Annotated in this window: 21 protein-coding genes; 8 read left to right on the top strand and 13 right to left on the bottom strand. The window is 69.6% G+C overall.

Translation table 11 applies throughout. The annotated features are described in order from the left end of the window. Window positions 1-29: 29 nt before the first annotated feature. Window positions 30-788 (top strand): energy transducer TonB, encoded by a 759-nt coding sequence (locus tag LRX76_RS02500; protein ID WP_231801525.1) that lies wholly within the window; start codon window positions 30-32, stop codon window positions 786-788. Between the two features lie 69 nt (window positions 789-857). On the opposite strand, the gene LRX76_RS02495 is transcribed toward LRX76_RS02500, so the two are convergent. The 10 genes from LRX76_RS02495 to ccmA all read right to left on the bottom strand — a co-directional run bounded on the left by LRX76_RS02495 (window position 858) and on the right by ccmA (window position 9,233). Continuing rightward, on the bottom strand, window positions 858-1,970 hold the full coding sequence (locus LRX76_RS02495) for a homoserine O-acetyltransferase (RefSeq protein WP_231801523.1): 1,113 nt from the start codon (window positions 1,968-1,970) through the stop codon (window positions 858-860). Window positions 1,971-2,331: 361 nt separating this feature from the next. Continuing rightward, window positions 2,332-3,348 carry a tetratricopeptide repeat protein gene (locus LRX76_RS02490; RefSeq protein ID WP_231801521.1) on the bottom strand — a complete coding sequence of 339 codons (1,017 nt, stop codon included), beginning with the start codon at window positions 3,346-3,348 and terminating at the stop codon, window positions 2,332-2,334. Beyond that, window positions 3,342-3,785: a cytochrome c-type biogenesis protein gene (locus tag LRX76_RS02485; RefSeq protein ID WP_231801520.1), complete on the bottom strand. Its 444-nt coding sequence runs from the start codon at window positions 3,783-3,785 to the stop codon at window positions 3,342-3,344. The genes LRX76_RS02490 and LRX76_RS02485 overlap by 7 nt, the downstream gene beginning before the upstream one ends. After that, window positions 3,782-4,384: a DsbE family thiol:disulfide interchange protein gene (locus LRX76_RS02480; RefSeq protein WP_231801518.1), complete on the bottom strand. Its 603-nt coding sequence runs from the start codon at window positions 4,382-4,384 to the stop codon at window positions 3,782-3,784. Before LRX76_RS02480 ends, LRX76_RS02485 begins: the two co-directional genes overlap by 4 nt. Next, window positions 4,384-6,330 (bottom strand): heme lyase CcmF/NrfE family subunit, encoded by a 1,947-nt coding sequence (locus tag LRX76_RS02475; RefSeq protein ID WP_231801517.1) that lies wholly within the window; start codon window positions 6,328-6,330, stop codon window positions 4,384-4,386. Before LRX76_RS02475 ends, LRX76_RS02480 begins: the two co-directional genes overlap by 1 nt. A 138-nt stretch (window positions 6,331-6,468) precedes the next feature. Continuing rightward, window positions 6,469-6,918, bottom strand: a complete 450-nt coding sequence (ccmE, locus tag LRX76_RS02470; protein ID WP_231801515.1) for a cytochrome c maturation protein CcmE — start codon at window positions 6,916-6,918, stop codon at window positions 6,469-6,471. Then, complete coding sequence (ccmD, locus tag LRX76_RS02465) at window positions 6,915-7,088, bottom strand: heme exporter protein CcmD (RefSeq protein ID WP_231801513.1); 174 nt, start codon at window positions 7,086-7,088, stop codon at window positions 6,915-6,917. Before ccmD ends, ccmE begins: the two co-directional genes overlap by 4 nt. Beyond that, window positions 7,085-7,834, bottom strand: a complete 750-nt coding sequence (locus LRX76_RS02460) for a heme ABC transporter permease (protein WP_231801512.1) — start codon at window positions 7,832-7,834, stop codon at window positions 7,085-7,087. The genes ccmD and LRX76_RS02460 overlap by 4 nt, the downstream gene beginning before the upstream one ends. 62 nt (window positions 7,835-7,896) lie before the next feature. Then, the gene (gene ccmB, locus LRX76_RS02455) at window positions 7,897-8,592 is read right to left on the bottom strand and encodes a heme exporter protein CcmB (RefSeq protein ID WP_231801511.1); all 696 of its coding nucleotides are present in this window, start codon (window positions 8,590-8,592) and stop codon (window positions 7,897-7,899) included. Continuing rightward, window positions 8,589-9,233: a heme ABC exporter ATP-binding protein CcmA gene (gene ccmA / locus LRX76_RS02450; RefSeq protein ID WP_231801510.1), complete on the bottom strand. Its 645-nt coding sequence runs from the start codon at window positions 9,231-9,233 to the stop codon at window positions 8,589-8,591. Before ccmA ends, ccmB begins: the two co-directional genes overlap by 4 nt. 367 nt (window positions 9,234-9,600) lie before the next feature. On the opposite strand from ccmA, the gene LRX76_RS02445 reads away from it, so the two are divergent. The 3 genes from LRX76_RS02445 to LRX76_RS02435 all read left to right on the top strand — a co-directional run bounded on the left by LRX76_RS02445 (window position 9,601) and on the right by LRX76_RS02435 (window position 12,264). Next, window positions 9,601-10,749: a pyridoxal phosphate-dependent aminotransferase gene (locus LRX76_RS02445; protein ID WP_231801509.1), complete on the top strand. Its 1,149-nt coding sequence runs from the start codon at window positions 9,601-9,603 to the stop codon at window positions 10,747-10,749. A 162-nt stretch (window positions 10,750-10,911) separates the two neighbouring features. Continuing rightward, window positions 10,912-11,727 (top strand): amidohydrolase, encoded by an 816-nt coding sequence (locus LRX76_RS02440; RefSeq protein WP_231801508.1) that lies wholly within the window; start codon window positions 10,912-10,914, stop codon window positions 11,725-11,727. A gap of 84 nt (window positions 11,728-11,811) precedes the next feature. Continuing rightward, window positions 11,812-12,264 (top strand): hypothetical protein, encoded by a 453-nt coding sequence (locus LRX76_RS02435; RefSeq protein WP_231801506.1) that lies wholly within the window; start codon window positions 11,812-11,814, stop codon window positions 12,262-12,264. A gap of 485 nt (window positions 12,265-12,749) precedes the next feature. Here the strand turns inward: LRX76_RS02435 and LRX76_RS02430 are convergent, their stop codons facing one another. Genes LRX76_RS02430 through LRX76_RS02420 form a run of 3 tightly spaced genes read right to left on the bottom strand, consistent with a single transcriptional unit; the run spans window position 12,750 to window position 16,056 of the window. Then, entirely contained in the window at window positions 12,750-14,261 is a 1,512-nt protein-coding gene (locus tag LRX76_RS02430; protein ID WP_231801505.1) for a pseudouridine synthase, read from the bottom strand. Then, window positions 14,262-15,137, bottom strand: a complete 876-nt coding sequence (scpB, locus tag LRX76_RS02425) for an SMC-Scp complex subunit ScpB (RefSeq protein WP_231801504.1) — start codon at window positions 15,135-15,137, stop codon at window positions 14,262-14,264. 13 nt (window positions 15,138-15,150) lie between these two features. Beyond that, on the bottom strand, window positions 15,151-16,056 hold the full coding sequence (locus LRX76_RS02420; protein WP_231801498.1) for a ScpA family protein: 906 nt from the start codon (window positions 16,054-16,056) through the stop codon (window positions 15,151-15,153). 354 nt (window positions 16,057-16,410) lie between these two features. Here LRX76_RS02420 and LRX76_RS02415 point away from each other — a divergent pair, with 354 nt between their 5' ends. The 4 genes from LRX76_RS02415 to LRX76_RS02400 all read left to right on the top strand — a co-directional run bounded on the left by LRX76_RS02415 (window position 16,411) and on the right by LRX76_RS02400 (window position 21,373). After that, the gene (locus LRX76_RS02415) at window positions 16,411-16,710 is read left to right on the top strand and encodes a YciI family protein (protein ID WP_231801496.1); all 300 of its coding nucleotides are present in this window, start codon (window positions 16,411-16,413) and stop codon (window positions 16,708-16,710) included. Beyond that, complete coding sequence (locus tag LRX76_RS02410) at window positions 16,707-16,991, top strand: BolA family protein (RefSeq protein WP_231801494.1); 285 nt, start codon at window positions 16,707-16,709, stop codon at window positions 16,989-16,991. Before LRX76_RS02415 ends, LRX76_RS02410 begins: the two co-directional genes overlap by 4 nt. A 236-nt stretch (window positions 16,992-17,227) precedes the next feature. Further along, window positions 17,228-18,262 (top strand): LacI family DNA-binding transcriptional regulator, encoded by a 1,035-nt coding sequence (locus tag LRX76_RS02405; RefSeq protein WP_231801492.1) that lies wholly within the window; start codon window positions 17,228-17,230, stop codon window positions 18,260-18,262. Window positions 18,263-18,382: 120 nt separating this feature from the next. Continuing rightward, window positions 18,383-21,373 (top strand): TonB-dependent receptor, encoded by a 2,991-nt coding sequence (locus tag LRX76_RS02400; protein ID WP_231801490.1) that lies wholly within the window; start codon window positions 18,383-18,385, stop codon window positions 21,371-21,373. Window positions 21,374-21,547 lie beyond the last annotated feature (174 nt).

Raw genomic sequence — 21,547 nt, 5'->3', positions numbered from 1 at the left:
GGACTTGGGGAAGGCCGATGAAATGGGGAATGCCGCTGCTGGCGGTGACGTTGTTGCTGTCGGCCACGGCGTCCGCGGCGGAAGGGGAACAGGCGCGGCCTGTGGCCTTCTGGACGCATGCCAAGGCGGAGCTGGACGCTGCCGGGCATGTCACGATCACCAGCCTGGACGAGCGTCTGCCGGAGGAGCTGCGTGGTTCCATCGCAAGACAGGCGTCGCAATGGCACTTCGAGCCGGCGCGCCGGGACGGCATTGCGGTTGCGGGCACGACCTATCTAACGATGAAGGCCTGCCTGGCTCCCGCGGCGGACGGCAACGTGCGCCTGGCGCTGAGCTATCGAAGCAACGGCCCCCGGCTTGATGTGCAGTCGGCGCCGGCGTATCCGACGGAGGCCTTCAGGGCGGGGATCAGTGCGAGCCTGGTCGCCCGTTACCGCGTACGTGCCGATGGTCGCGCCGAGTTGCAGGACATCCAGCATCGCCGGCGTCTCCCGGCCACTTACCGCCGGTTGTTCGATGCCTCGGCCAAGCAGTGGCTGGCGCAGATACGCTACCTGCCGGAACAGGTCGAAGGCCAGCCGGTTTCCACGCAGATGGAGACACCGCTGGAATTTACCATTGGCCCGGCGGCCGGTTCGATGGCACAGGCCGATCGCCTGTTTCAGAAGGAGCAGGAGCAAAGGCAGGCTCGCGAGGCGCAATCGCCCGAGTGCCTGGCCGCCGGCCAGGCGCTGCCCGAGGTGCCGGTCGCCCTGGATTCACCGATCCGGGTATCTGCCGGCAGCTGATCGCAGCGGTGTACCCGGTGGCGACGTGCCGGTGTAGACAATCTCCGCAGCAGTCCTGCGCGGCGGGATTCACAGCGTGGCGAGAAAATCCCCCACCGCCGGGCCGAAGCGCTCGAAATCCACCAGGAACGCGTCGTGGCCCTGGTGCGAATCCAGGCCGATGAAGCGGGCGTCGGCGCCGCCGCGGGCCAGGCCCTCGGCGATCTGCTGCTGCTGCTCGACCGGGAACAGGATGTCGGTGCTGGCGCCGAGGGCCAGCGCCTTGTCCACGTCGATCAGCGCCAGTCCGGCCAGTACGTCGCCGTCGGCGTACTCGGCCAGGTCGAACCAGTCCATCGAGCGGCTCAGGTACAGGTAGCAGTTGGGGTCGAAGCGGCGCACGAAGCGGCGCGCGTGGCCTTCCAGGTAGCTCTCGACCTGGAATTCCAGGCCGAACGGGTCGTCGTCGGCCTGATCAGAATCCAGCCGCACGCGGCCGAAGCGGCCGTCCCATTCCAGCGCGGAGCGATAGGTGATCACGCCCAGCTTGCGCGCCATGCGCATGCCCGATTCCGGATAGGTGGCCTCGTCGTAGCGGCCGCCGTTCCAGTTCGGGTCCAGCCGGATCGCCTCGCGCTGCAGCGAGCGGATGGCGATGGAGAACGGCAGCGCCTGCGCGCTGCCGGAGATGTTGATGTGGCTGCGCGCCACGCCGGGATGGCGCAGCAGGAAGGCCAGCGCGGTCATGCCGCCCATCGAGTTGCCGATGATGCAGGCCAGTTGCTCGATGCCGAGCGCGCGCACCACTTCGCGCGCGGCGTCGGCCACGTCCTCGATCGACAGTTCCGGGAACTCCAGCCGGTAGGGCTCGCCGGTGGCCGGGTCGGTCGAGGCCGGGCCGGTGGAACCCTTGCAGCTGCCCAGCGAGTTCACGCAGACCACGAACCAGCGGTCGGTGTCGATCGGCTTGCCCGGTCCGAGCATCCTTTCCCACCAGCCCGGCTCCGGGTTGCCGGCATGGCTGGCGGCATGCGCGTCGGGCGACAGCCCGGTGACGATCAGGATGGCGTTGTCGCGTGTGGGGGCGAGTTCGCCCCAGGTTTCGTAGGCGATGCGCGCGCCGTGCAGGGCGCCGCCGCGCTTCATCGGGAACGGCGAGGGCAGCGGCAGGAAAAGGCTGCCGGGTGGGATGAATTCGGTCATCGGCGGATTCTACCGGGCCGGCCGGCACGGAGTGGGGCGGCTGGCGGCACGGCTCATGCTCGGAAAGATTGAATCCGTTGTCCCCGCGAAGGAGGGAACCCCGTGACTTTCGCGGCGAGCGGCCAGCGACGGAATCCCACGGTAGCCCATCCTTCAAGGCACGGGTGCCGGATTCTCACCTTCACCACCGCATTCCGGGTTCTCCCTTCTCCCGCTTGCGGGGGAAGGGGGCGCGCAGCGCCGGATGGGGGTGCTTTTGCTTGGCTTCTCGATGCTCCAGACTGCCCCCATCCGCCCTTCGGGCACCTTCCCCCGCAAGCGGGGGAAGGAACTGCTGTCTACTCCTGCCCGTCAGGCGGGATCAACGCGCCTCCGCGCCCAGCACCAGCCGCACCGCCTCCTGTGCCGGCAGCGCCACGCGTAGCGGTGCCGTCTCGATGTCGCCTGGCTGCCGCTGCGCGCCGCCGCTGGCGGAAATGCGCGCCAGCACCTCGACCTCCGTCAACGCGGACAGCTTCTGCGTCGGCATCGGGCTGTCGGCGTCGTCGAGCGTCACCTGCAGCGGCAGCTCGCCCAGCGTGTGCCTCTCCACGGCGACCGGCATCGGTGGGCCGCCGGGGATGCGGGCGATGACGAAGACGCTGGCGTCGGCCGGCAACGCGTCGCGCCCAAAGCCCGGGGCGAGCGCGACGTCCACTTTCAGTCCGTTGCCAGGGGAGGGGGCGGAAGCGGCCGGCAGCGGCGCCAGGCCGGCATCGGCGCGGGCGGCATCGATCTGCGGCCGCAGCGCTTCGGCGGTGGCCGAGTCCACCCGTGGCAGCAGCGCCTCCCACGTCGCGGCCGCGGCGGCGGCGTCGCCGCGCTGGCGCTGGGCGATGCCCAGGAACCACGCCGCGCGCTCGCTGTCCGGCGCCAGCGACAGCGCGTGCTGCAGCCAGGCGACGGCCTGGTCGTCGAAGCGGTGCTGCGGGTCGGCCTGGGCGCGGACCTGCGCGGCCTCGACCAGCCAGGCCGGGTTGTCCGGTGCCAGCGCGACCGCACGTGCGTAGGCCTGCGCGGCGTCGGGCAGCCGCCCCAGCGAGGCCTGCGAGCGGCCCAGCAGGGCCCAGCCGTCGGCGCGCAACGGGTCGCGCGCCAGCGCAGCCTGTAACTGGGCGACGCCTTCCTCCAGGTTGCGCGGCGCGGTGGTGGCCGTGCGCGGGTCCATCGCCTGCGGCGTGCCCACCGCCAGGTACAGCAGCGGCGTGGCCAGCGTCGCCAGCGCCACCAGGGCGGTGTAGGTGCGCCGCGAACCGCCACGCCACAGCGGCCACAGCAGCGCGCCGACCACCAGCAATGCGGCGAGCGCGGCCAGCAGCGGCGCCAGCGTGCTCACCATTCCTGTTCCTCGTCCGGCGCCGTCGTCGTCGCGGCATCGCGGCCGCGGCGGCGGACCACCACCACCAGCACCGCCGCTCCGGCCGCCAGCAGCAGGCCGGGACCGAACCACAGCAGCCAGGTGCGCGATTCCACCTGCGGCCGGTACAGCACGAACTCGCCATAGCGCTCGACCAGGAACTGCTTGATCTGCGCGTCGCTCCTGCCCTGCTGCATCAGCGCCAGCACCTCGCGGCGCAGGTCGTGGGCGATCAGTGCATTGGAGTCTGCCAGCGACTGGTTCTGGCACTGCACGCAGCGCAGCTCGGAGGCCAGCACGTGGAAGCGGGCCTCCTCGGCGGCGTCGCGGAACCGCAGCGGCGCCGGATCGACGGCCGGCTGTGCGGTGGCCGCGCCGGCGGCCGCGAGCAGCAGGCAGGCCAGCCAGCGCAGCTTCATTGCGGCGCGGCCCGGTGCGGGACGATGCCGGCGTCGTGTTCGGCCTTGGCCAGCGCCGGCAGCAGCTGCCGCTCGATGATCTCGTCGGTCACCGCGCCGCTGTACTTCCAGCGGACGATGCCCTGGGCGTCGACCAGGAAGGTCTCCGGCGCGGCGGTGATGCCCCAGTCGATCGCGCTGCGGCCGTCCTGGTCGGCCACCACCAGGATGTAGGGATTGCCCAGCTTCTCCAGCCAGTCCAGCGCGTCGGCGCGCTCGTCCTTCCAGTTGTAGCCGATCACCCGCACCCGCTTGGTCAGGGCGAAGCGGCTCAGCACCGGGTGCTCGTCGCGGCAGGCCGGGCACCAGCTGCCCCAGACGTTGAGCACGTAGGGCGCGCCGCGCAGGTCGCTGGCGTGCACGGTGATCGACGGGTCGTGCAGCAGCGGCAGTGCGAATTCCGGCGCGGGCTTGCCGATCAAGGGCGAGGGCAGGGCGTCGCGGTCGGGACGGCCTGAGCGCAGCACGCCCCAGGCCAGCAGGACCAGCAGGGCCAGCAGCGCCACGGCGCCGGCGACGAGGGCGGTGCGCGACAGGCGGCGCGGGGAGGGTGTGGACATCAGGGGGTCTCCGGTAGCCGACGGAAGCGCCGGTCGGCGGCGGCGACGAATCCGCCCAGTGCCATCAGCAGCGCACCGAGCCAGATCCAGCGGACAAAGGGTTTGACATGCACGCGCACCGCCCAGGCGCCATCGCCCAGCGGCTCGCCCAGGGCGACGTAGACATCGCCGAACAGGCCGGGCCGGATGCCGGCCTCGGTCATCACCTGGCCGCCGCTGGCATAGGCGCGCTTTTCCGGATGCAGCAGCGCGATGGCCTTGCCGTCGCGCAGGACCTGCACATGGCCGCGGTCGGAAAGATAGTTCGGGCCGCGGGTCTCGTCCACGCCCTCGAAGCGGAAATCGTAGCGTCCCGCGGCCAGCGTCTGCCCCGGTGCCAGCGCGACCTCGCGCTGCACGCTTTGCGCTTCCACCAGCAGCGCGCCGACGACGAATACCGCGATGCCGCCATGGGCCAGCATCATGCCCAGCATCTCCGCGGTCAGCGGCCGCGGCGCGGCCTGGCCGCCGCCGCTGCGCAGCCGGCTCCAGGCGAAGCGCGCGGTGCCCAGCGCCACCCACAGCGCGGCGGCCACGCCCAGCGCGGTCTTCCATGGCCCTTGCGGCGCGGCGAACCAGGCGGCGACGCCGCCGAGCACGGCCAGTCCCGCCCACGGCGCCAGCATCGCCAGCAGCCGCGAGGGCTGGTCGCGCTGCCAGCGGGTCAGCGGCCCGAACGGCAGCAGCATCACCAGTGGCGCCATCAGCAGCACGAACAGGGTGCCGAAGTACGGCGGCCCGACCGATATCTTGCCCAGCCCCAGCGCGTCGGCCAGCAGCGGGTACAGCGTGCCCAGCAGCACCATCGCGCAGGCGCAGGCCAGCAGCAGGTTGTTGGCCAGCAGCAGGGTCTCGCGCGAGGCGGGGGCGAAGCCGCGGCGCGGGTCGTCGCGGCGTTCCAGCCCCGGCGCGCGCCAGGCGTACAGCGCCAGCGAGCCGCCCACCACCAGCGCCAGGAAGATCAGGATGAACACGCCGCGCGAGGGATCGGCGGCGAACGAATGCACGCTGGTCAACACGCCCGAGCGCACCAGGAAGGTGCCCAGCAGCGACAGCGAGAACGCGGCGATGGCCAGCAGCAGGGTCCAGCCGGCGAAGCTGCCGCGCTTCTCGGTGACCGCCTGCGAGTGCAGCAGCGCCGCGCCGACCAGCCAGGGCATGAAGCTGGCGTTCTCCACCGGATCCCAGAACCACCAGCCGCCCCAGCCCAGTTCGTAGTAGGCCCACCAGCTGCCCAGGGCGATGCCCAGCGTCAGCAGCGCCCAGGCGACGTTGGTCCAGGGGCGCGTCCAGCGCAGCCAGCGCGCATCGACGCGGCCATCGAGCAGGGCGGCGATGGCGAAGGCGAACGGCACCACGAAACCGACATAGCCGGCGTAGAGCATCGGCGGATGGATCACCAGCCCCGGGTCCTGCAGCAGCGGGTTGAGGTCGTGGCCCTCGGCCGGCGCCGGCAGCAGCCGCGCGAACGGGTTGGAGGTGAAGATCAGGAAGGCCAGGAAGCCGACGCTGACCAGCGCCATGGTGCCCAGCACCCGCGCCAGCACCTGCGCCGGCAGCGCACGCGAGAACAGCGCCACCGCGCCGGACCACAGCGCCAGGATCAGCGTCCACAGCAGCAGCGATCCCTCGTGCGCGCCCCACACCGCCGAGTAGCGGTACATCAGCGGCAGCAGCGAGTTGGAGTTCTCGGCCACGTAGCGCAGCGAGAAGTCCTGCACCAGGAAGGCATGGGTGAGCACGGCGAAGGCGCCGGCCACCAGCGCCAGCTGGGTCCAGGCGGCCGGGCGCGCCACCGCCATCCACGCCGCCTCGCCGCGCCGGGCGCCGGCCAGCGGCAAGACCGCCTGCGCCAGCGCCACCAGCAGCGCCAGGATCAGCAGCAGATTGCCGAGTTCAGGGAGCATGGGGCGAGAAGCCGGGATTGGGGATGACCAGCCATTCGGCTGTGGAAAGCGGGGAGTCGGGATTGGGGAAGGCAAATGCGAAAAGCCGCAGCGTCGCGCCTTTCACGAATCCCCAATCCCCAACCCCGAATCCCCGCTTCACTGCGCCACCGGCACGTCATGCTTGAGGTGCGCGGCGCCCATCTTGTCGGCCACTTCCTTGGGCATGTAGGTCTCGTCGTGCTTGGCCAGCACGTCCTCGGCCACGAAGATGCCGTCCTGCATGCGGCCGGTGGCGACCACCGCCTGGCCCTCGCGGAACAGGTCCGGCAGGATCCGGTCGTAGACCACCGGCAGCTGCGCATCGCCGTCGTCGACGCGGAAATGTGCCCGCAGCGAGCCGCTGGCGCGGTGGAACGAGCCCTTCTCGACCATGCCGCCGAGGCGGAAGCGGGCGTGGCCGCCGGCGTCGCCGCGCAGCACTTCCGAGGGCGTGTACAGGTAGGCGACGTTGCGCTGCAGCGCCATCGCCACCAGCGTGGTGGCCAGTCCGGCGGCCAGCACCAGGGCCAGCACCAGCCACAGGCGTCGGCGCCGCTGCGGGTTCATCGCACCAGCTCCGTGTCCGTGGGCGCCGGCCGCCGCCCGCGCACGCGGCGGCCGCGCTGGCGCGCCGCGCGCAGGGCGCGGCGGATCTGCAGCCGCGTCGAGACGAAGTCCCAGGCCAGCACCGCCACGAACACCGCGTAGGCGCCGATGACGTAGGGCAGGTAGCTCATCGGCGTTCCCCTGCCAGCGCCGCCACCCAGTCCTTGCCGGCTTCGCGGCGCAGGTTGTCGGCGCGGGCACGCGCCAGCAGCGAACCGGCGAACCAGAACTTGGTGGCGACGACCATCAGCCACAGCGGCAGCAGCATGCTGGGGTCTATGCTCGACTGGCCGAACAGGCGGATGGTCTGGCCCTGGTGCAGCGAGTTCCACCACACCACCGACCAGCGGATCACCGGCAGCAGCGCCACCCCGACGATGGCCAGCAGTCCGGCCGCGCGGGCGGCGTTGCGGCGGTCGTCGATCACCTGGTACAGGCCGATCACGCCAAGGTACAGGAACAGCAGGATCAGCTCGGTGGTCAGGCGCGGGTCCCAGTCCCACCAGGTGCCCCACATCGGCTTGCCCCAGATGCTGCCGGTGGCCAGCGTGATCAGGGTGAAGGCCGCGCCGATCGGTGCACAGGCCATGGCCAGGATCTCGCACAGCTTGATCCGCCACACCAGCGCGATCGCCGCGTACAGCGCCATCAGCCCGAACACGAACAGGCTCATCCACGCGCTCGGCACGTGGATGTAGAGGATGCGGAAGCTGTCGCCCTGCTGGTAGTCGGCCGGCACCACGAACAGTGCCTGCCACAGGCCCAGGCCGAACAGCACCAGCGCGGCGGCGTAGCACCACGGCGCCCAGCGCGCCGCGAACCGCTCGAAGTACGGCGGCGAACCGAGCAGGTGGAACCAGCGGACGACGGGATTCATTCTTCAGTGGCTAGCGGGAGCGGGCGGGCCGATGGCGTTGAGGAGTCGGTCGAACGAGGGCATCAACTCAGTGAAATCCGGATCGCGGCGGCGGTGGCCAACGGGGCCAGCACCAGTGCGACCACCAGCCCGGCGCCGAGCAGCAGCAGCGCGCCGGAGGCGTCCAGGCCCTGCGCGCTGGCGGCGACGCTGCCGGCACCGAACACCAGCACCGGCACGTACAGCGGCAACGCCAGCAACGCCACGAGGATACCAGAGCGCCGGGTGTTGACCGTCAGTGCCGCCACCACCGCGCCGAGCAGGCTCAGCAGCGGCGTTCCCAGCGCCAGCGAGGCCAGCAGCACCGGCAGTTGCGCATGCGGCAGGTGCAGCAATTCGCCCAGCAGCGGCGCCGCCACGATCAGCGGCAGCGCGGTCACCGCCCAGTGCAGCAGCACCCGTACCAGCACCAGCCAGGCCAGCGGCACCGGCGCCAGCAGCCACTGTTCCAGCGAGCCGTCCTCTGCATCGCCGCGGAACATCGAGTCCAGCGCCAGCAGCCCGGCCAGCAGCACCGCCACCCACAGCGCCGCGGCGGCGACGGCGGCCAGCTGCCGCGGCTCGCGCCCCAGGGCGAGCGCGAACAGCACCACGATCAGCAGCGCGAACAGCAGCGGTTGCAACGCGTCGCCGCGTCGCCGCCAGACCAGCCGCAGGTCCTGCGCCGCCAGCGCGCGGGTGGCCTGCCACAGCGAAGGCGTAGGCGAGGGGATGCTCATGCCGCCGCCTCCAGCGTCAGCAGGCGGGTGCGCACCGGCGGCGCGGCGTAGGCGCCGTGCGTGGTCACCAGCGCGGCGCCGCCGCTGCGCAGGTGCGCGGAGATCATCCGGTTCACCAGGGTGATGCCTTCCAGGTCCAGGTTGGCGTAGGGCTCGTCCAGCAGCCACAGCGGCGCCGGCGACAGCCACAGGCGGGCCAGGCCCAGGCGCTTCTTCTGCCCCGCCGACAGCTGGCGCACCAGTGCCTGCTCGTAGCCGGCCAGGCCGGCGATGGCCAGCGCGCCGCCGGGCATCTGCCGCGCGCGGCGCCCGTGCAGGCCGCACAGGAAATGCAGGTTCTCCAGCGTGGTCAGGTCGGCCTTGAGTGCCGGCAGGTGGCCCAGGTAGGCGATGAAGCGCTGGCGGTCGCCGCGCAGCAGCGGATGCCCGTCCATCTCCAGCACGCCGGTTTCCAGGTGCAGCAGCCCGGCCAGCACCCGCAGCAGGGTGGTCTTGCCGGCACCGTTGTCGCCCTGCACCAGCAACGCCTCGCCGGCATCGATGTGGAAGTCGAGCGGGCCGAACACCGGCTCGTCGTTGCGCGAGAAGGCCAGCCCGCGTGCGGCGAGCAGCGGCGGAGCGGAGGACAGCGGATCGTTCATGGCGGGCGCCCGTTGGCGCGGGGAGAGAAAGCTGGCGGGCAGGGCGCGCATTGTATCGGCCCGGCGGCGGGCCGGCGTGTGTGCCACCTGGAGATTTCCCTTCTCCCGCTTGCGGGGGAAGGTGCCCGAAGGGCGGATGGGGGCTGTTTGCCGCATAGGAAAGTCACAGCAAAAGCCCCCATCCGGCGCTACGCGCCACCTTCCACCCCGAGGGGGCCCAGCCCCGCAAGCGGGAGAAGGGAGTGGTAGTGCTATCCCTGCGCCGCAACCGTCCCGGCCGCCGCGGGAACGCTGTTTTGCGGCGCGCATGCCGCCGCCCCGCCAGGGTTTGCGTACACTCGTCCACCCGTTGTCCGATCCTCGCCCGATGCAACCACAGACCAAGCTGCCCAAGGTGGGCACCACCATCTTCACCGTGATGTCGCAACTGGCCGCCGAGCACGGCGCGGTCAACCTGGGGCAGGGATTCCCGGACTTCCCGGTGCCGCAGCGGCTCATCGACGAGCTCGACCGCGCCATGCGCGCCGGCCACAACCAGTATCCGCCGATGACCGGCGTGGCGGCACTGCGCCAGGCCATCGCCGAGAAGTCGCTGCGCGTGTACGGCGCCCAGGTGGACCCGGACACCGAGATCACCGTCACCAGCGGCGCCACCGAGGCGCTGTTCAACGCCATCCACGCGGTGGTGCGGCCCGGCGAGGAAGTGATCGTGCTCGACCCGGCCTACGACAGCTACGAGCCGGCGATCGAGCTGGCCGGCGCGCGCACCGTGCACGTGCCGCTGGACCCGCAGACCTTCGCCGTCGACTGGGGGCGGGTGCAGGCGGCGATCACCCCGCGCACGCGGCTGCTGCTGATCAACAGCCCGCACAATCCCACCGGCGCGATGCTCGCCCACGACGACCTGGTGGCCATCGCCGACCTGCTGCGCGGCACCGACATCTTCCTGCTCTCCGACGAGGTCTACGAGCACATCGTCTACGACGGCGCGCGCCACGAGTCGGTGCTGTGCCATCCCGAGCTGCGCGAGCGCGCCTTCGTCGTCTCCAGCTTCGGCAAGACCTACCACTGCACCGGCTGGAAGATCGGCTACGCCATCGCCCCGCCGGCGTTGAGCGCGGAGTTCCGCAAGGTCCACCAGTACAACACCTTCACCAGCTTCGGCCCGGCCCAGCACGCGTTCGCGGCGATGATCCGCGACGAGCCGGAGCACTACGAGCAGCTGGGCGCGTTCTACCAGGCCAAGCGCGACGCATTCCGCCAGCAGCTGCTGGGCACCCGGCTGCGGCCGCTGCCGGTGGCCGGCGGCTACTTCCAGCTGGTGGACTACTCGGACATCAGCGACCTGCCCGATGCAGAGTTCGCCGTATGGCTGACCCGGGTCCACGGCGTGGCGGCGATCCCGCTGTCGCCGTTCTACGAGACCCCGCCTGCCGGCCAGCGCCTGGTCCGGCTGTGCTTCGCCAAGAACCAGGGCACGCTGGACGCGGCGATCGAGCGGTTGCGGCGGCTCTGATGAGTGGTGGGATTGGGGATTGGGGATTCGCAGAAGCGGTTGTTTCCTGGCGTTGAAGCGTTAGCCTTCCCGAATCCCGAATCCCGAATCCCGAATCCCGAATCCCCAATCCCCAATCCCCAATCCCCAATCCCCAATCCCCAATCCCCAATCCCCAATCCCATGCACGACCTCCGCATCTCGCTAGTCCAAGGCGACACCCGCTGGCACGATCCGGCCGGCAACCGCGAGCACTACGCCGGGTTGCTGGCGCCGTTGGCCGGCACCACCGACTTGGTGATCCTGCCGGAGACCTTCACCAGCGGCTTCTCCAACGACGCCATCGGCAAGGCCGAGGGCATGGACGGCCCCACCGTGGCGTGGATCGGCCAGCAGGCGCGCGCGCTCGGTGCGGCGGTGACCGGCAGCGTGCAGTTGCGCACGGCGGAAGGCGTGTTCAACCGGCTGCTGTGGGCCACGCCCGATGGCGGCCTGCAGCACTACGACAAGCGCCACCTGTTCCGCCACGCCGGCGAGCACGAGCGCTACGCCGCCGGCCGCGAGCGGCTGACGGTGGAATGGAAGGGCTGGAGGATCAATCCGCAGGTCTGCTACGACCTGCGCTTCCCGGTGTTCTGCCGCAACCGCTACGACGTGGAGCGGCCGGGGCAGCTTGACTTCGACCTGCAGATATTCGTCGCCAACTGGCCCTCGGTGCGCGCCTGGCCGTGGAAGACGCTGCTGCGCGCGCGCGCCATCGAGAACCTGTGCTACGTGGCGGCGGTCAACCGCGTCGGCGTGGACGGCAACGGCCTGCATTACGCCGGCGACAGTGCGGTGATCGACTTCCTCGGCCATCCGCAGGTGGAGATCCGCGAGCGCGAGCAGGTGGTCACCACCACCATCTCCGCCGCGGCGCTGGCCGAGCACCGCGAACGCTTCCCGGCGATGCTCGATGCCGATGCATTCGAGCTGGGACGCGCCAACGCCGATCGCTGAACGCGGACGTACCGGCCGTCGCCGTGTTGTCGCCGGCTGCACGCCGGTATTGCTAGTTTCTCCGCCAGTTCAGGAGGATCGACAATGACCAAGACACTCATCATGGCCGCCATGCTGGCCGCCGCCGGTATCGCCGCCCCGCAGGCCAACGCCGCCAATCCGGTGGCCTCCGGCCCGATCGGCTGCGACCTGCACTTCAACCTGTCCGGCTGGTCGGTGATCTACAAGACCGCATCGGGCACCGGCACCATCGTCTGCGACAACGGCACCCGCATCCCGGTCAAGATCTCGGCCAAGGGCGGTGGCCTGACGGTGGGCAAGTCGAAGATCGTCAACGGCCGTGGCCGCTTCAGCGGCTCGCGCGCGGGCGAAGACCTGCTCGGCACCTACGCCGGCGCCGAGGCGCACGCCGGCCTGGCCAAGTCCAGCACCGCGCAGGTGATGACCAAGGGCGACATCTCGCTGTCGCTGGCCGGCACCGGCGAGGGCGTGGACCTGGGCATCGGCTTCGGCGCGTTCACCATCGAACGCCGCTGAGCCGACCCGCCAGCAACACCAAGGACGGCCGCAGCGATGCGGCCGTTTCTTTTAGGTGGCTGTCTATGATCGGTGCGGATGCTTGTCGCAGCCGCGCTAAGCGAAGTGCACTCGTGTCATCGGGTTGCGGTTTCGCCAGCGATTCACCATGTGGTTCCTGCCAGCCGCGAGTGGCGAAGATCTTCCCGGGCCCGGAGGGCGCCGCCCATGGAGGGGCGGCCTGCCGTGATCGAGCATGTTCCGACCGAGCCACGGAGGACGAGCCGGAAAATCCCGATAGACCGTCAGACGAAGGCTCTTGGCCTTGCAGGGAAAGCGTTCTTCCTTTGGTTCCGTTTCTCTTGGCGCTTTCCAAAAGGGTGAACCCGGCCGCGACAGCGGACGGAAGCTTTTGCTTCCCCTTTTTCTCGACAGTCAGGGGACTCTACGCTCCGATGACGCAGGTCAGCCGCATCGGGCCGGCCTGCGATGCCTCGCGCCCGGAATCAGCGGCTGCGGTTGCCACCACCCGGCGGGCGCCGGTTGCCGCCGGCCGGCCGGGCCGGGCCACCGGCTCCGCGCGGACCCGACGGACGCGGGCCGCGATTGCCGGCCGGACGGCCGGCCGGCTTGGCGCCGTAGGGCGAGAACCCGGGATTGGCGTGGTCGGACGGGAACACCGGGGCGTTGCCCGGATGCCCGTAGGGATGCGACTTGCGCTGCTGGCCCTGCGCGCCGCCAGCGGCAGCGCCGCGACCGGCCGGCTTGGGCTTGCCGTACGGGCGCGCCTGGCCCTGGCCGGCGCCGCGAGCGCCCGGGCCGGCGTTGCGATGGCCGCTGGGGCCGGTGCTCACGCCCTCGGGCACGTACCAGCTGCGGAAGGCGGCGGGGTTGCCCTCGGGCAGCGCGCGGTCGCCCTTGGGCTTGCGCTGCTTGAACGGCTTCTGCGACTGCTTGGCCGCGGCTTCGCCGCTGACCGTTAGCCCGCCCTTGAAGCCGCCCTTGCCACGGCCGCGGCCGCGGTCCTCGCGGAAGTTGTCGAAGCGGCGCAGCTCGCGGCCTTCGTCGGCGGCGGTGGTCTGGCCGTTGACGTAGGCGTTGCTGCGGTTGCCGTCGCGCGACACGCGCACGGTGGTCTTGGCGGCCCGGCGCTGGCCGATCACCGGCTGCAGCGTCAGTGCCGACGGAGTGCCTTCCTCCAGCTTCAACGCGGTGCGCAGCGCCTCGACCTGGGCGACGGGCAGCTCGACCGAGTGGCCGCGCAGCAATTCGCGCGGCAGCGACACGTCGCCGTAGCGGGTGCGCTTGAGCCGGCTGACCTGGCAGCCCTGCGATTCCCACAGCCGGCGCACCTCGCGGTTGCGGCCTTCCTTGACCACCACGCGGAACCAGTCGTGCGAGTCGGTGCCGCCGATGCGCTCGATCTCGTCGAACTTGGCCGGGCCGTCCTCCAGCGCGACGCCGCGGGCGAGGCGGTCGACCAGGCTGTCCGGCACGCGCTCCTCGCCCTCGGGGGCGCGCACGCGCGCCACGTACTCGCGTGCGACCTCGAAGGAGGGATGCATCATCGCGTTGGCCAGCTCGCCGTCGGTGGTCAGCAGCAGCAGGCCGGTGGTGTTGATGTCGAGGCGGCCGATGGCAATCCAGCGCGCGCCCTTCAGCGCGGGCAGCGACTCGAACACGGTGGGACGGCCTTCCGGGTCCTCGCGCGTGGTCACTTCGCCTTCGGGCTTGTTGTAGACCAGCACGCGGGCCGGCTCGCTCAGCGCGCTGGCGACGAAGCTGCGGCCGTCCAGCTCGACGCGGTCGCCGCTCTTGACCGACATGCCGGTCTGCGCGATCTCGCCGTTGACCTTGACCAGGCCGTCGGCGATGCGCTGCTCCAGCGCGCGGCGCGAACCCAGGCCGGCCTGGGCCAGCACCTTGTGCAGGCGCTCCTCCAGCTTCGGGTGCTCCGGCGCGGCATCGCGCTTGAGCGAGAGCTTGTTCAGGGACAGCTTGCGGGGGGTGTCACTCATTTACTTGGCTCCGGCCGGCAGCGTTTGCTCGCCGGCCTCAGGGTGGATATCGGTTTCGTCGTCGGCCGCGTCTGCCGGTGTGGCGTCGCTGCCTTCGTCGTGTTCATGCACATCTGCCGCAGGTTCTCCCGGTGCGGCTTCGGGTTCGTCCTCGCGGACGTCGTTGTCGTGGCCGGTGTCGCCGGCGGGCGGCTCGTCCGCGGCGGCCGCTTCCGTGTCGTCCGTACCGGTATCGTCTTGCGGCTCCGGCTCCGGCTCCGGCTCCGGCTGTCCGTCGGCCGCGGCGCCCGCCGCGATCCGGCCGGCCGGCTGGCCATCGCTGTCCAGCGGCAGCTGCGGCTCCAGTTCGCCGATGTCCTTGAGTTCGGACAGCGGCGGCAGGTCGTCGAGCCGGCGCAGGCCGAAGTAGTCCAGGAAGCCCTTGGTGGTGCCGAACAGCGCCGGCCGGCCCGGCACGTCGCGATGGCCCACCACGCGGATCCATTCGCGTTCTTCCAGGGCCTGGATGATGTTGCTGCTGACCGCAACGCCGCGTACCTGCTCGATCTCGCCGCGGGTGATCGGCTGGCGGTAGGCGATCAGCGCCAGCGTCTCCAGGGTGGCGCGGGTGTAGCGGGTCTTGCGCTCGGTCCACAGCCGCGCCACCCAGGGGTGCACGTCGGCGGCGACCTGGTAGCGGAAGCCGGAGGCCACTTCCACCAGTTCCACGCCGCGGCCTTCGCAGGCCTCGCGCAGCTGCTGCAGCGCCTGCTCGATGCTGCCCGGCGGGGCGGGCTGGTCTTCCGGGAACAGCCCGTACAGCTGTGCCAGCGTCAGCGGCTGGCTGGAGGCCAGCAATGCGGCCTCGACGATGCGGTTGATGAGCGTTTGATCCATGCGGTCCTGCGGCTCAGGTGGGGTCGTTGGCGGCGTCGCCGTCGTCGAACTCGCTGGAGAAGTGCAGCGGTTCGTTGGTGTTGCCCAGCGCCAGCGACTTGACGTATATCGGCGCCAGCGGTGCTTCCTGGACGATGTCCAACAGTTGCTCCTTGGCCAGTTCCAGCATCGCCAGGAAGGTGACCAGCACGCCGAGCTTGCCCTCCTCGGCGGTGAACAGCGACTCGAAGCGGTGGAAGCTGCCGTCCTCCAGCCGCCCCAGCACGTCGCCCATGCGCTGGCGCACGCTCAGGGCCTCGCGCTTGATGGCGTGGCCGCTGAACAGCTCGGCGCGCTTGAGCACGTCGTACAGCGCCAGCAGCATCTCCTTCAATTCCACCGGCGGCGGCAGCTTGACCGCGGCGCGGTCGGGCACGAAGGCCTGCACCGGCGCGGTGTCGCGCTCCAGCCGGGGCAGGGCGTCGATGTCCTCGGCGGCCTGCTTGAAGCGTTCGTACTCCTGCAGCCGGCGTACCAGTTCGGCGCGCGGGTCGGCCTCCTCGCCTTCCTCGCTCGGCGGCCGCGGCAGCAGCATGCGCGACTTGATCTCGGCCAGGATCGCGGCCATCACCAGGTACTCGGCCGCCAGTTCGAAGCGCAGCTCCTGCATCACGTTGATGTAGTCCACGTACTGCCGGGTAATCTCGGCCACGGGGATGTCGAGGATGTCCAGGTTCTGCCGGCGGATCAGGTACAGCAGCAGGTCCAGCGGGCCCTCGAAGGCATCAAGGATGACTTCCAGCGCGTCCGGCGGGATGTACAGGTCCTGCGGAATCTGCAGCACCGGCTGCCCATGCACCACCGCCAGCGGCATTTCCTGCTGCTGCGGCGCATTGGACTGGCTTGGCGGATTCGCGTCTTGCGCGAGTTCGGATGTCATCGGTTCGACGTCAGGGGTGCTGCGGTAGCCGGAAACCGCCCCGGAGGCTTCCGGCGGCGCATCGGGCGATCTTCGTTGCTTCCATCCCGAGTGGAATGGGTTCCCACATCAACAAACATGCGCACCGCACGGGTCATGCGGTCGCGGAACAGCGAGAAGGTGGTCTGCGCGTCACGGGTGGGGGCAGCGAATCGATCGTCGGGGTGGGCTGTACGCCATGTGGCCGACGGGCCGCTGCAAATCCGGTTGCGCGAATATGACCAAGGGTAATGCCTGCGGGCGGGCGGTGTCCAGCGGCCGCGCGATAGAATCGTTGCGGCATTCATTCTCAACACCGGCAAAGGAGCAGACGACGTGTGGTACGTGATCGAGGGTTATGACGGACAGGATGTGCTGGACGCGCGCCGCGAGGCGCGGGCGGCGCACCTGGCGCGGCTGCATGCGCTGCAGGATGCAGGACGCCTGCTGCTGGCCGGGCCGTGTCCGGCGATCGACGCCGAGGATCCGGGCGCGGCGGGCTTCAGCGGCAGCGTGGTGGTGGCCGAGTTCGAGTCGCTGGAGGCGGCGCGCACCTGGGCCGATGCCGATCCCTACCTGTCTGCCGGGGTCTACGTGAGAGTGCAGGTAAGGCCGTTCCGCAAGGTCCTGCCATGACCGCGGCCGATCCCGGCACGCGGGTGGAGCGCATCCGCCAGGCACTGCAGGCGGCGTTCTCGCCGGTGGCGCTGGAGGTCGTGGACGACAGTCATCGCCACGCCGGCCATGCCGGGGCACGCGATGGGCGCGGGCACTTCAACGTGGCGATCGTCAGCCCGGCGTTCGCCGGCATGTCGCCGCTGGCCCGGCATCGCGCGGTATACGCCGCGCTGGGGGAAATGATGCAGAGCGACATCCACGCCCTGTCCATCCACGCCGAGCCGCCGCCCGCCAGCTGACGCGTCCCAGTGTCGCAGCGCCGGTTTTCCTGTCGCACGTCAGGGCGTTGCACCTCGGGTTTGACGTAAGATGCGCGCAATTTGACGTTGTGCGGCAGCTTGATTCTCCCCGTATTCCCGCTTCGAACCATTGAAGGGACAGGGTTTTCATATACCCCGAAGGTAGGGGTTCCGATCGCGCATGTAAGCGTTTACAGTCCGCGTCGTTCCTGTTCGCTACCGTGGAGGGCGGCGGTGTGAGGAAAGCGGGAGTCACCATCAAGGACGTGGCGCGCGAGGCGCGTGTCTCAGTCGCCACGGTGTCGCGGGCCATGAACGGCCACGAGAACGTGGCCGAGGCCGTGCGCCTGCATGTCATGGCCGTGGCCGAGCGCCTGCGCTATACCCCGCATGCCGCCGCGCGCAGCCTGAGCAGCCGCAGTACCCAGACCATCGGCGTGGTGCTGCCGGAGCTGCATGGCGAATTCTTCTCCGAACTGATCCGCGGCATCGAGACGGCGGCGCGGGCGCACGACTGGCACCTGCTGGTGTCCAGCTACCATGGCGCGCCGGAAGCGCAGGGCCGCGCGCTGCGCTCGATGCGCGGGCGCGTGGACGGCCTGCTGGTGCTTTCGCCGTATGCGGACCAGCCCGGCTTCCTCACCGACAACCTGCCGCAGTCGCTGCCGGCGGTGCTGATCAACACCCAGCTCGACGAGGGAGCCAGCTATCCGGTGCTGAGCGTGGACAACCATGCCGGCGCGGTGGCGATGACCGCGCACCTGCTGGCGCTCGGGCACCGCGACATCGCCTTCATCGGCGGGCCGGAGATCAACTTCGATGCGCGCGAGCGCCGCCGCGGCTTCCGCGAAGTGATCGCCGGCCATGCCGGCGAGGGCGCGCGGGGACGCGAACTGGCGGGCGATTTCACCGAGGCCTCCGGCCACCGCGCCGGCCAGGAGCTGCTCGCATCCGGCGACCTGCCCGATGCCGTGTTCGCCGCCAACGACATGATGGCGCTGGGCTGCCTGTTCGCTCTCACCCATGCCGGCAAGCGCGTGCCGCACGACGTGGCGCTTGCCGGATTCGACGACATCCCGCTGGCGCGTCTCGTTGATCCGCCGTTGACGACCATGCGGGTCAATATCGCCGACCTCGGCGAACAGGCCATGCGCCGACTGCTGGAGCTGATCCAACACGATTCCACCGAAGGCGAGCGCCGCGACCTGATGCCCGAACTGATCGTGCGGTCATCGAGTGCCGCGCACGTCCCCGCCGCGAGCCGGCCCTGACCATACCCAGAGCGGCGCAGCCGCCGAACCCTACCTCCAACGATTCATGGCCAATGCCTGGCCGACCACCCGAGCAACCGCAACATGAAATGCAAGCCACTACCCTGGGAGGGGAATGTCATGAACCACGATGAAAACTCGAATCACCGCAGACATCCCGCCCGCCGATTGCTGAGCTGCGCCCTGGCCAGCTGCCTGCTGCTGGGCGCGGCGCCTGCCTTCGCGCAGAGCACCGCGGCCACCATCCGCGGCCAGGTCAGCCTCGATTCGGCGCCGGCCGCGGCCGCCACCGTCACCGCCACCAACCTCGCCACCGGCCTGACCCGCAGCGTGCAGTCCGGCGCCAACGGCAACTACTCCGTCGCCGGCCTGCCGCCGGGCAGCTACCGCATCGACGTCAGCGCCGACGGCAAGACCCGCTCGCAGAACGTGACCGTGCAGGTCGGCCAGGTCGCCACGCTCGACCTGGGCGTGGGCGGCGTGGCCGAGACCGGCGCGACCGGCCCTGCCACCACGCTGGATACGGTGCAGGTCCTGGCCCCGACGGTGGTGGAGACCAAGACCTCGGAAGTGGCCGCCTACGTGAGCACGCGCCAGATTGAGGCGTTGCCGCAGACCTCGCGCAACTTCCTGGCTTTCGCCGACACCGTGCCGGGCATGCGCTTCGAGACCAATCCGAGCGATGGCTCCACCAAGCTGCAATCGGGCGCGCAGAGTTCGAGCAACATCAATGTCTTCATCGATGGCGTCGGCCAGAAGAACTATGTGCTGCAGGGCGGCATCACCGGCCAGGATTCAAGCCGCGGCAACCCGTTCCCGCAGCTGGCGATCGGCGAGTACAAGGTCATCACCTCCAACTACAAGGCCGAGTACGACCAGCTGAGCAGCGCCGCGGTTTCCGCGGTGACCCGTTCCGGCACCAACGAGTTCCACGGCAGCTTCTTCTGGGATTACAGCAACACCGACCTGCGTGCGACCAAGGAAAGCGAGAAGACCCAGGGCCAGAAGGAACGCTCCAAGGACGAGCAGTACGGTTTCGCGTTCGGCGGCCCCATCGTCAAGGACGTTGCCCACTTCTTCGTGACCTACGAGGGCAAGGACTATACGTCGCCCAAGGACGTGTTCCCGGGGCAGGGCTACGACGTCTCCGAGCTGCCGGCGTTCCTGCAGTCGTCGGTGCGCAACAGCACCGTGCCGTTCCACGAGGACCTGTACTTCGGCAAGATCGACTGGTCGATCAACCAGGACAACCTGCTCGAGCTGACGGTCAAGCGCCGCGAGGAGAAGGGTCTGGGCAACGTCGGCGACCAGAACACCGAGTCGTATGCGACCGACACCAGGGTGAACGAGACCCGCATCGACCTGCGCTGGCAGCTGACGGCCGGTGACTGGCTCAACGACGCCCATGTGACCTACGAGAAGGCCTTCTGGGCGATGGAGCCCAACAGCTTCGGCAATGGCTACGTGCTGACCGACGGCACCAGCAATACCGGGAATCTGATCCTCGCGACCGGCTCCGGCTCGGGCGGCTACCAGGACAAGGGCCAGGACGGCTATTCGTTCCAGAACGACCTGACCTTCTCCGGCTGGGACAACCACACGCTGAAGATGGGCGTGAAGTACAAGCAGGTGAAGCTCAATACGCTGGAGCAGCAGCCCTACAACCCTCAGTACTACTACGACATCAACGAAAGCACCGAGATTCCGTACTACATCAGCTTCGCTTCCGGCTTCAGCGGCACCAGCGGCGGCCAGCTGGAGTCCAAGAGCAAGCAGTTCGGCATCTATATCCAGGACGACTGGCAGGTCACCGACAGGCTGACGCTGAACCTGGGTCTGCGCTGGGACTACGAGAAGACGCCCAGCTACCTGGATGCGGTGACCGACCCGGACGTGGTGGCGGCCATCTACAGCCAGGATCCCAACGCCGCCGCAGGCCAGACCTACGCCGACACGCTGGCGCTGGGCGGCATCAATATCTCCGACTACATCAGCACTGGAAGCAATCGCAAGGCTTTCAAGGATGCCTGGCAGCCGCGCCTGGGATTCTCCTATGACCTTTCGGGCGACGAGCGCCACGTGCTGTTCGGCGGCGCGGGCCGTTCCTACGACCGCAACCTGTTCGACTACCTGGCGCTGGAGCAGACCAAGGCGACCTTCGGCAGCTATGGCTACCAGGTCGACACGGCCCTCCATTCCTGCACGGTCGGCAGCGGCAGGTGCTTGGCCTGGGACGAATCGCTGCGTGACCAGGCCACGCTCGAGGCGCTGGTGGCGGGCAACTCGGCAACCGGACGCGAGGTCGACCTGCTGGCGAACAATCTGAAGGTCCCGTATTCGGACCAGTTCAGCATCGGTATCCGCGATACCTTCCAGATGTTCGGGTACGACTGGAACAGCTCGGTGACGCTGCAGCGCATCGTTTCCAAGGACGGCTTCGCCTACCTGCTGGGCAACCGGCTCCCGGATGGCAGCTTCTTCGCCGATGGCACGATCTCCGGGTCGCCCTGGGGCTACGGCATCCCGGGCTACGGTTCGCTGATCCTGGGGACGAACGGAATCGAGACGCGCAACAACTCGCTGCTGGTCGGGTTGGAAAAGCCCTATACCTCGTCTTCGCCGTGGAGCCTGAACGTGGCCTACACCTACAGCGACGCCAAGGAGAACCGCCAGTTCGGCGAACACTATGCGCTGGACTACGCGACGCTGGCCGACTACGGCTGGTTCACCTCCGGCGGGCTTGCGCGTCATCGGCTGGTCGTCAGCGGGGTGGCCGACGGCCCCTGGGACACCACGTTCTCCGGGAAGCTGACGCTGGCCACGCCCGAGTACTACTACACCACCTACTGCCCGAACGACGACAACACGCAGTGCCGCATCCGCCAGTACCATCCGGATCACGCGCTTGGCTTCAAGCAGCTGGATCTGGCGGCGCAGAAGGTGTGGGACACCGGTTCCAACCTGAAGCTGAAGATGCGGCTGGACCTGCTCAACGTCTTCAACTGGAAGAATTTCGACAGCTACAGCGTGGACTGGGATGCGGACAGCTACACAGGCTACAACCAGTACGTCACCCGCACGGCCAAGCTGTCGCTGGGGCTGGACTGGTAAGCCGCCCGGACCGCACCTCCGATGCCGCCGCCTAGGCGGCGGCATCGCGCCCGCGACATGCCCACCGGGCATGCGTTTGCGGACATCGCAGGCGTGGCGCATTGCTACGTTATTATGTAATCGTTTCCACGGGGTCCGATCCTGATGGCTTTCCGATCCACCCGCTTGTTTCCC

The sequence above is a fragment of the Stenotrophomonas sp. MMGLT7 genome (assembly GCF_021168555.1).
GTDB lineage: Bacteria > Pseudomonadota > Gammaproteobacteria > Xanthomonadales > Xanthomonadaceae > MMGLT7.
The sequence above is the reverse complement of the archived record's forward strand: the minus strand, read 5'-3'. Positions and strand labels throughout refer to the sequence as shown.

Bases quoted from the DNA above. Each gene is read 5' to 3' on its own strand.
- LRX76_RS02500 (WP_231801525.1), top strand. From the start codon at position 30: ATGCCGCTGCTGGCGGTGACGTTGTTGCTGTCGGCCACGGCGTCCGCG.
- LRX76_RS02495 (WP_231801523.1), bottom strand. From the start codon at position 1,970: ATGACCGAATTCATCCCACCCGGCAGCCTTTTCCTGCCGCTGCCCTCG.
- LRX76_RS02490 (WP_231801521.1), bottom strand. From the start codon at position 3,348: ATGGTGAGCACGCTGGCGCCGCTGCTGGCCGCGCTCGCCGCATTGCTG.
- LRX76_RS02485 (WP_231801520.1), bottom strand. From the start codon at position 3,785: ATGAAGCTGCGCTGGCTGGCCTGCCTGCTGCTCGCGGCCGCCGGCGCG.
- LRX76_RS02480 (WP_231801518.1), bottom strand. From the start codon at position 4,384: ATGTCCACACCCTCCCCGCGCCGCCTGTCGCGCACCGCCCTCGTCGCC.
- LRX76_RS02475 (WP_231801517.1), bottom strand. From the start codon at position 6,330: ATGCTCCCTGAACTCGGCAATCTGCTGCTGATCCTGGCGCTGCTGGTG.
- ccmE (WP_231801515.1), bottom strand. From the start codon at position 6,918: ATGAACCCGCAGCGGCGCCGACGCCTGTGGCTGGTGCTGGCCCTGGTG.
- ccmD (WP_231801513.1), bottom strand. From the start codon at position 7,088: ATGAGCTACCTGCCCTACGTCATCGGCGCCTACGCGGTGTTCGTGGCG.
- LRX76_RS02460 (WP_231801512.1), bottom strand. From the start codon at position 7,834: ATGAATCCCGTCGTCCGCTGGTTCCACCTGCTCGGTTCGCCGCCGTAC.
- ccmB (WP_231801511.1), bottom strand. From the start codon at position 8,592: ATGAGCATCCCCTCGCCTACGCCTTCGCTGTGGCAGGCCACCCGCGCG.
- ccmA (WP_231801510.1), bottom strand. From the start codon at position 9,233: ATGAACGATCCGCTGTCCTCCGCTCCGCCGCTGCTCGCCGCACGCGGG.
- LRX76_RS02445 (WP_231801509.1), top strand. From the start codon at position 9,601: ATGCAACCACAGACCAAGCTGCCCAAGGTGGGCACCACCATCTTCACC.
- LRX76_RS02440 (WP_231801508.1), top strand. From the start codon at position 10,912: ATGCACGACCTCCGCATCTCGCTAGTCCAAGGCGACACCCGCTGGCAC.
- LRX76_RS02435 (WP_231801506.1), top strand. From the start codon at position 11,812: ATGACCAAGACACTCATCATGGCCGCCATGCTGGCCGCCGCCGGTATC.
- LRX76_RS02430 (WP_231801505.1), bottom strand. From the start codon at position 14,261: ATGAGTGACACCCCCCGCAAGCTGTCCCTGAACAAGCTCTCGCTCAAG.
- scpB (WP_231801504.1), bottom strand. From the start codon at position 15,137: ATGGATCAAACGCTCATCAACCGCATCGTCGAGGCCGCATTGCTGGCC.
- LRX76_RS02420 (WP_231801498.1), bottom strand. From the start codon at position 16,056: ATGACATCCGAACTCGCGCAAGACGCGAATCCGCCAAGCCAGTCCAAT.
- LRX76_RS02410 (WP_231801494.1), top strand. From the start codon at position 16,707: ATGACCGCGGCCGATCCCGGCACGCGGGTGGAGCGCATCCGCCAGGCA.
- LRX76_RS02400 (WP_231801490.1), top strand. From the start codon at position 18,383: ATGAACCACGATGAAAACTCGAATCACCGCAGACATCCCGCCCGCCGA.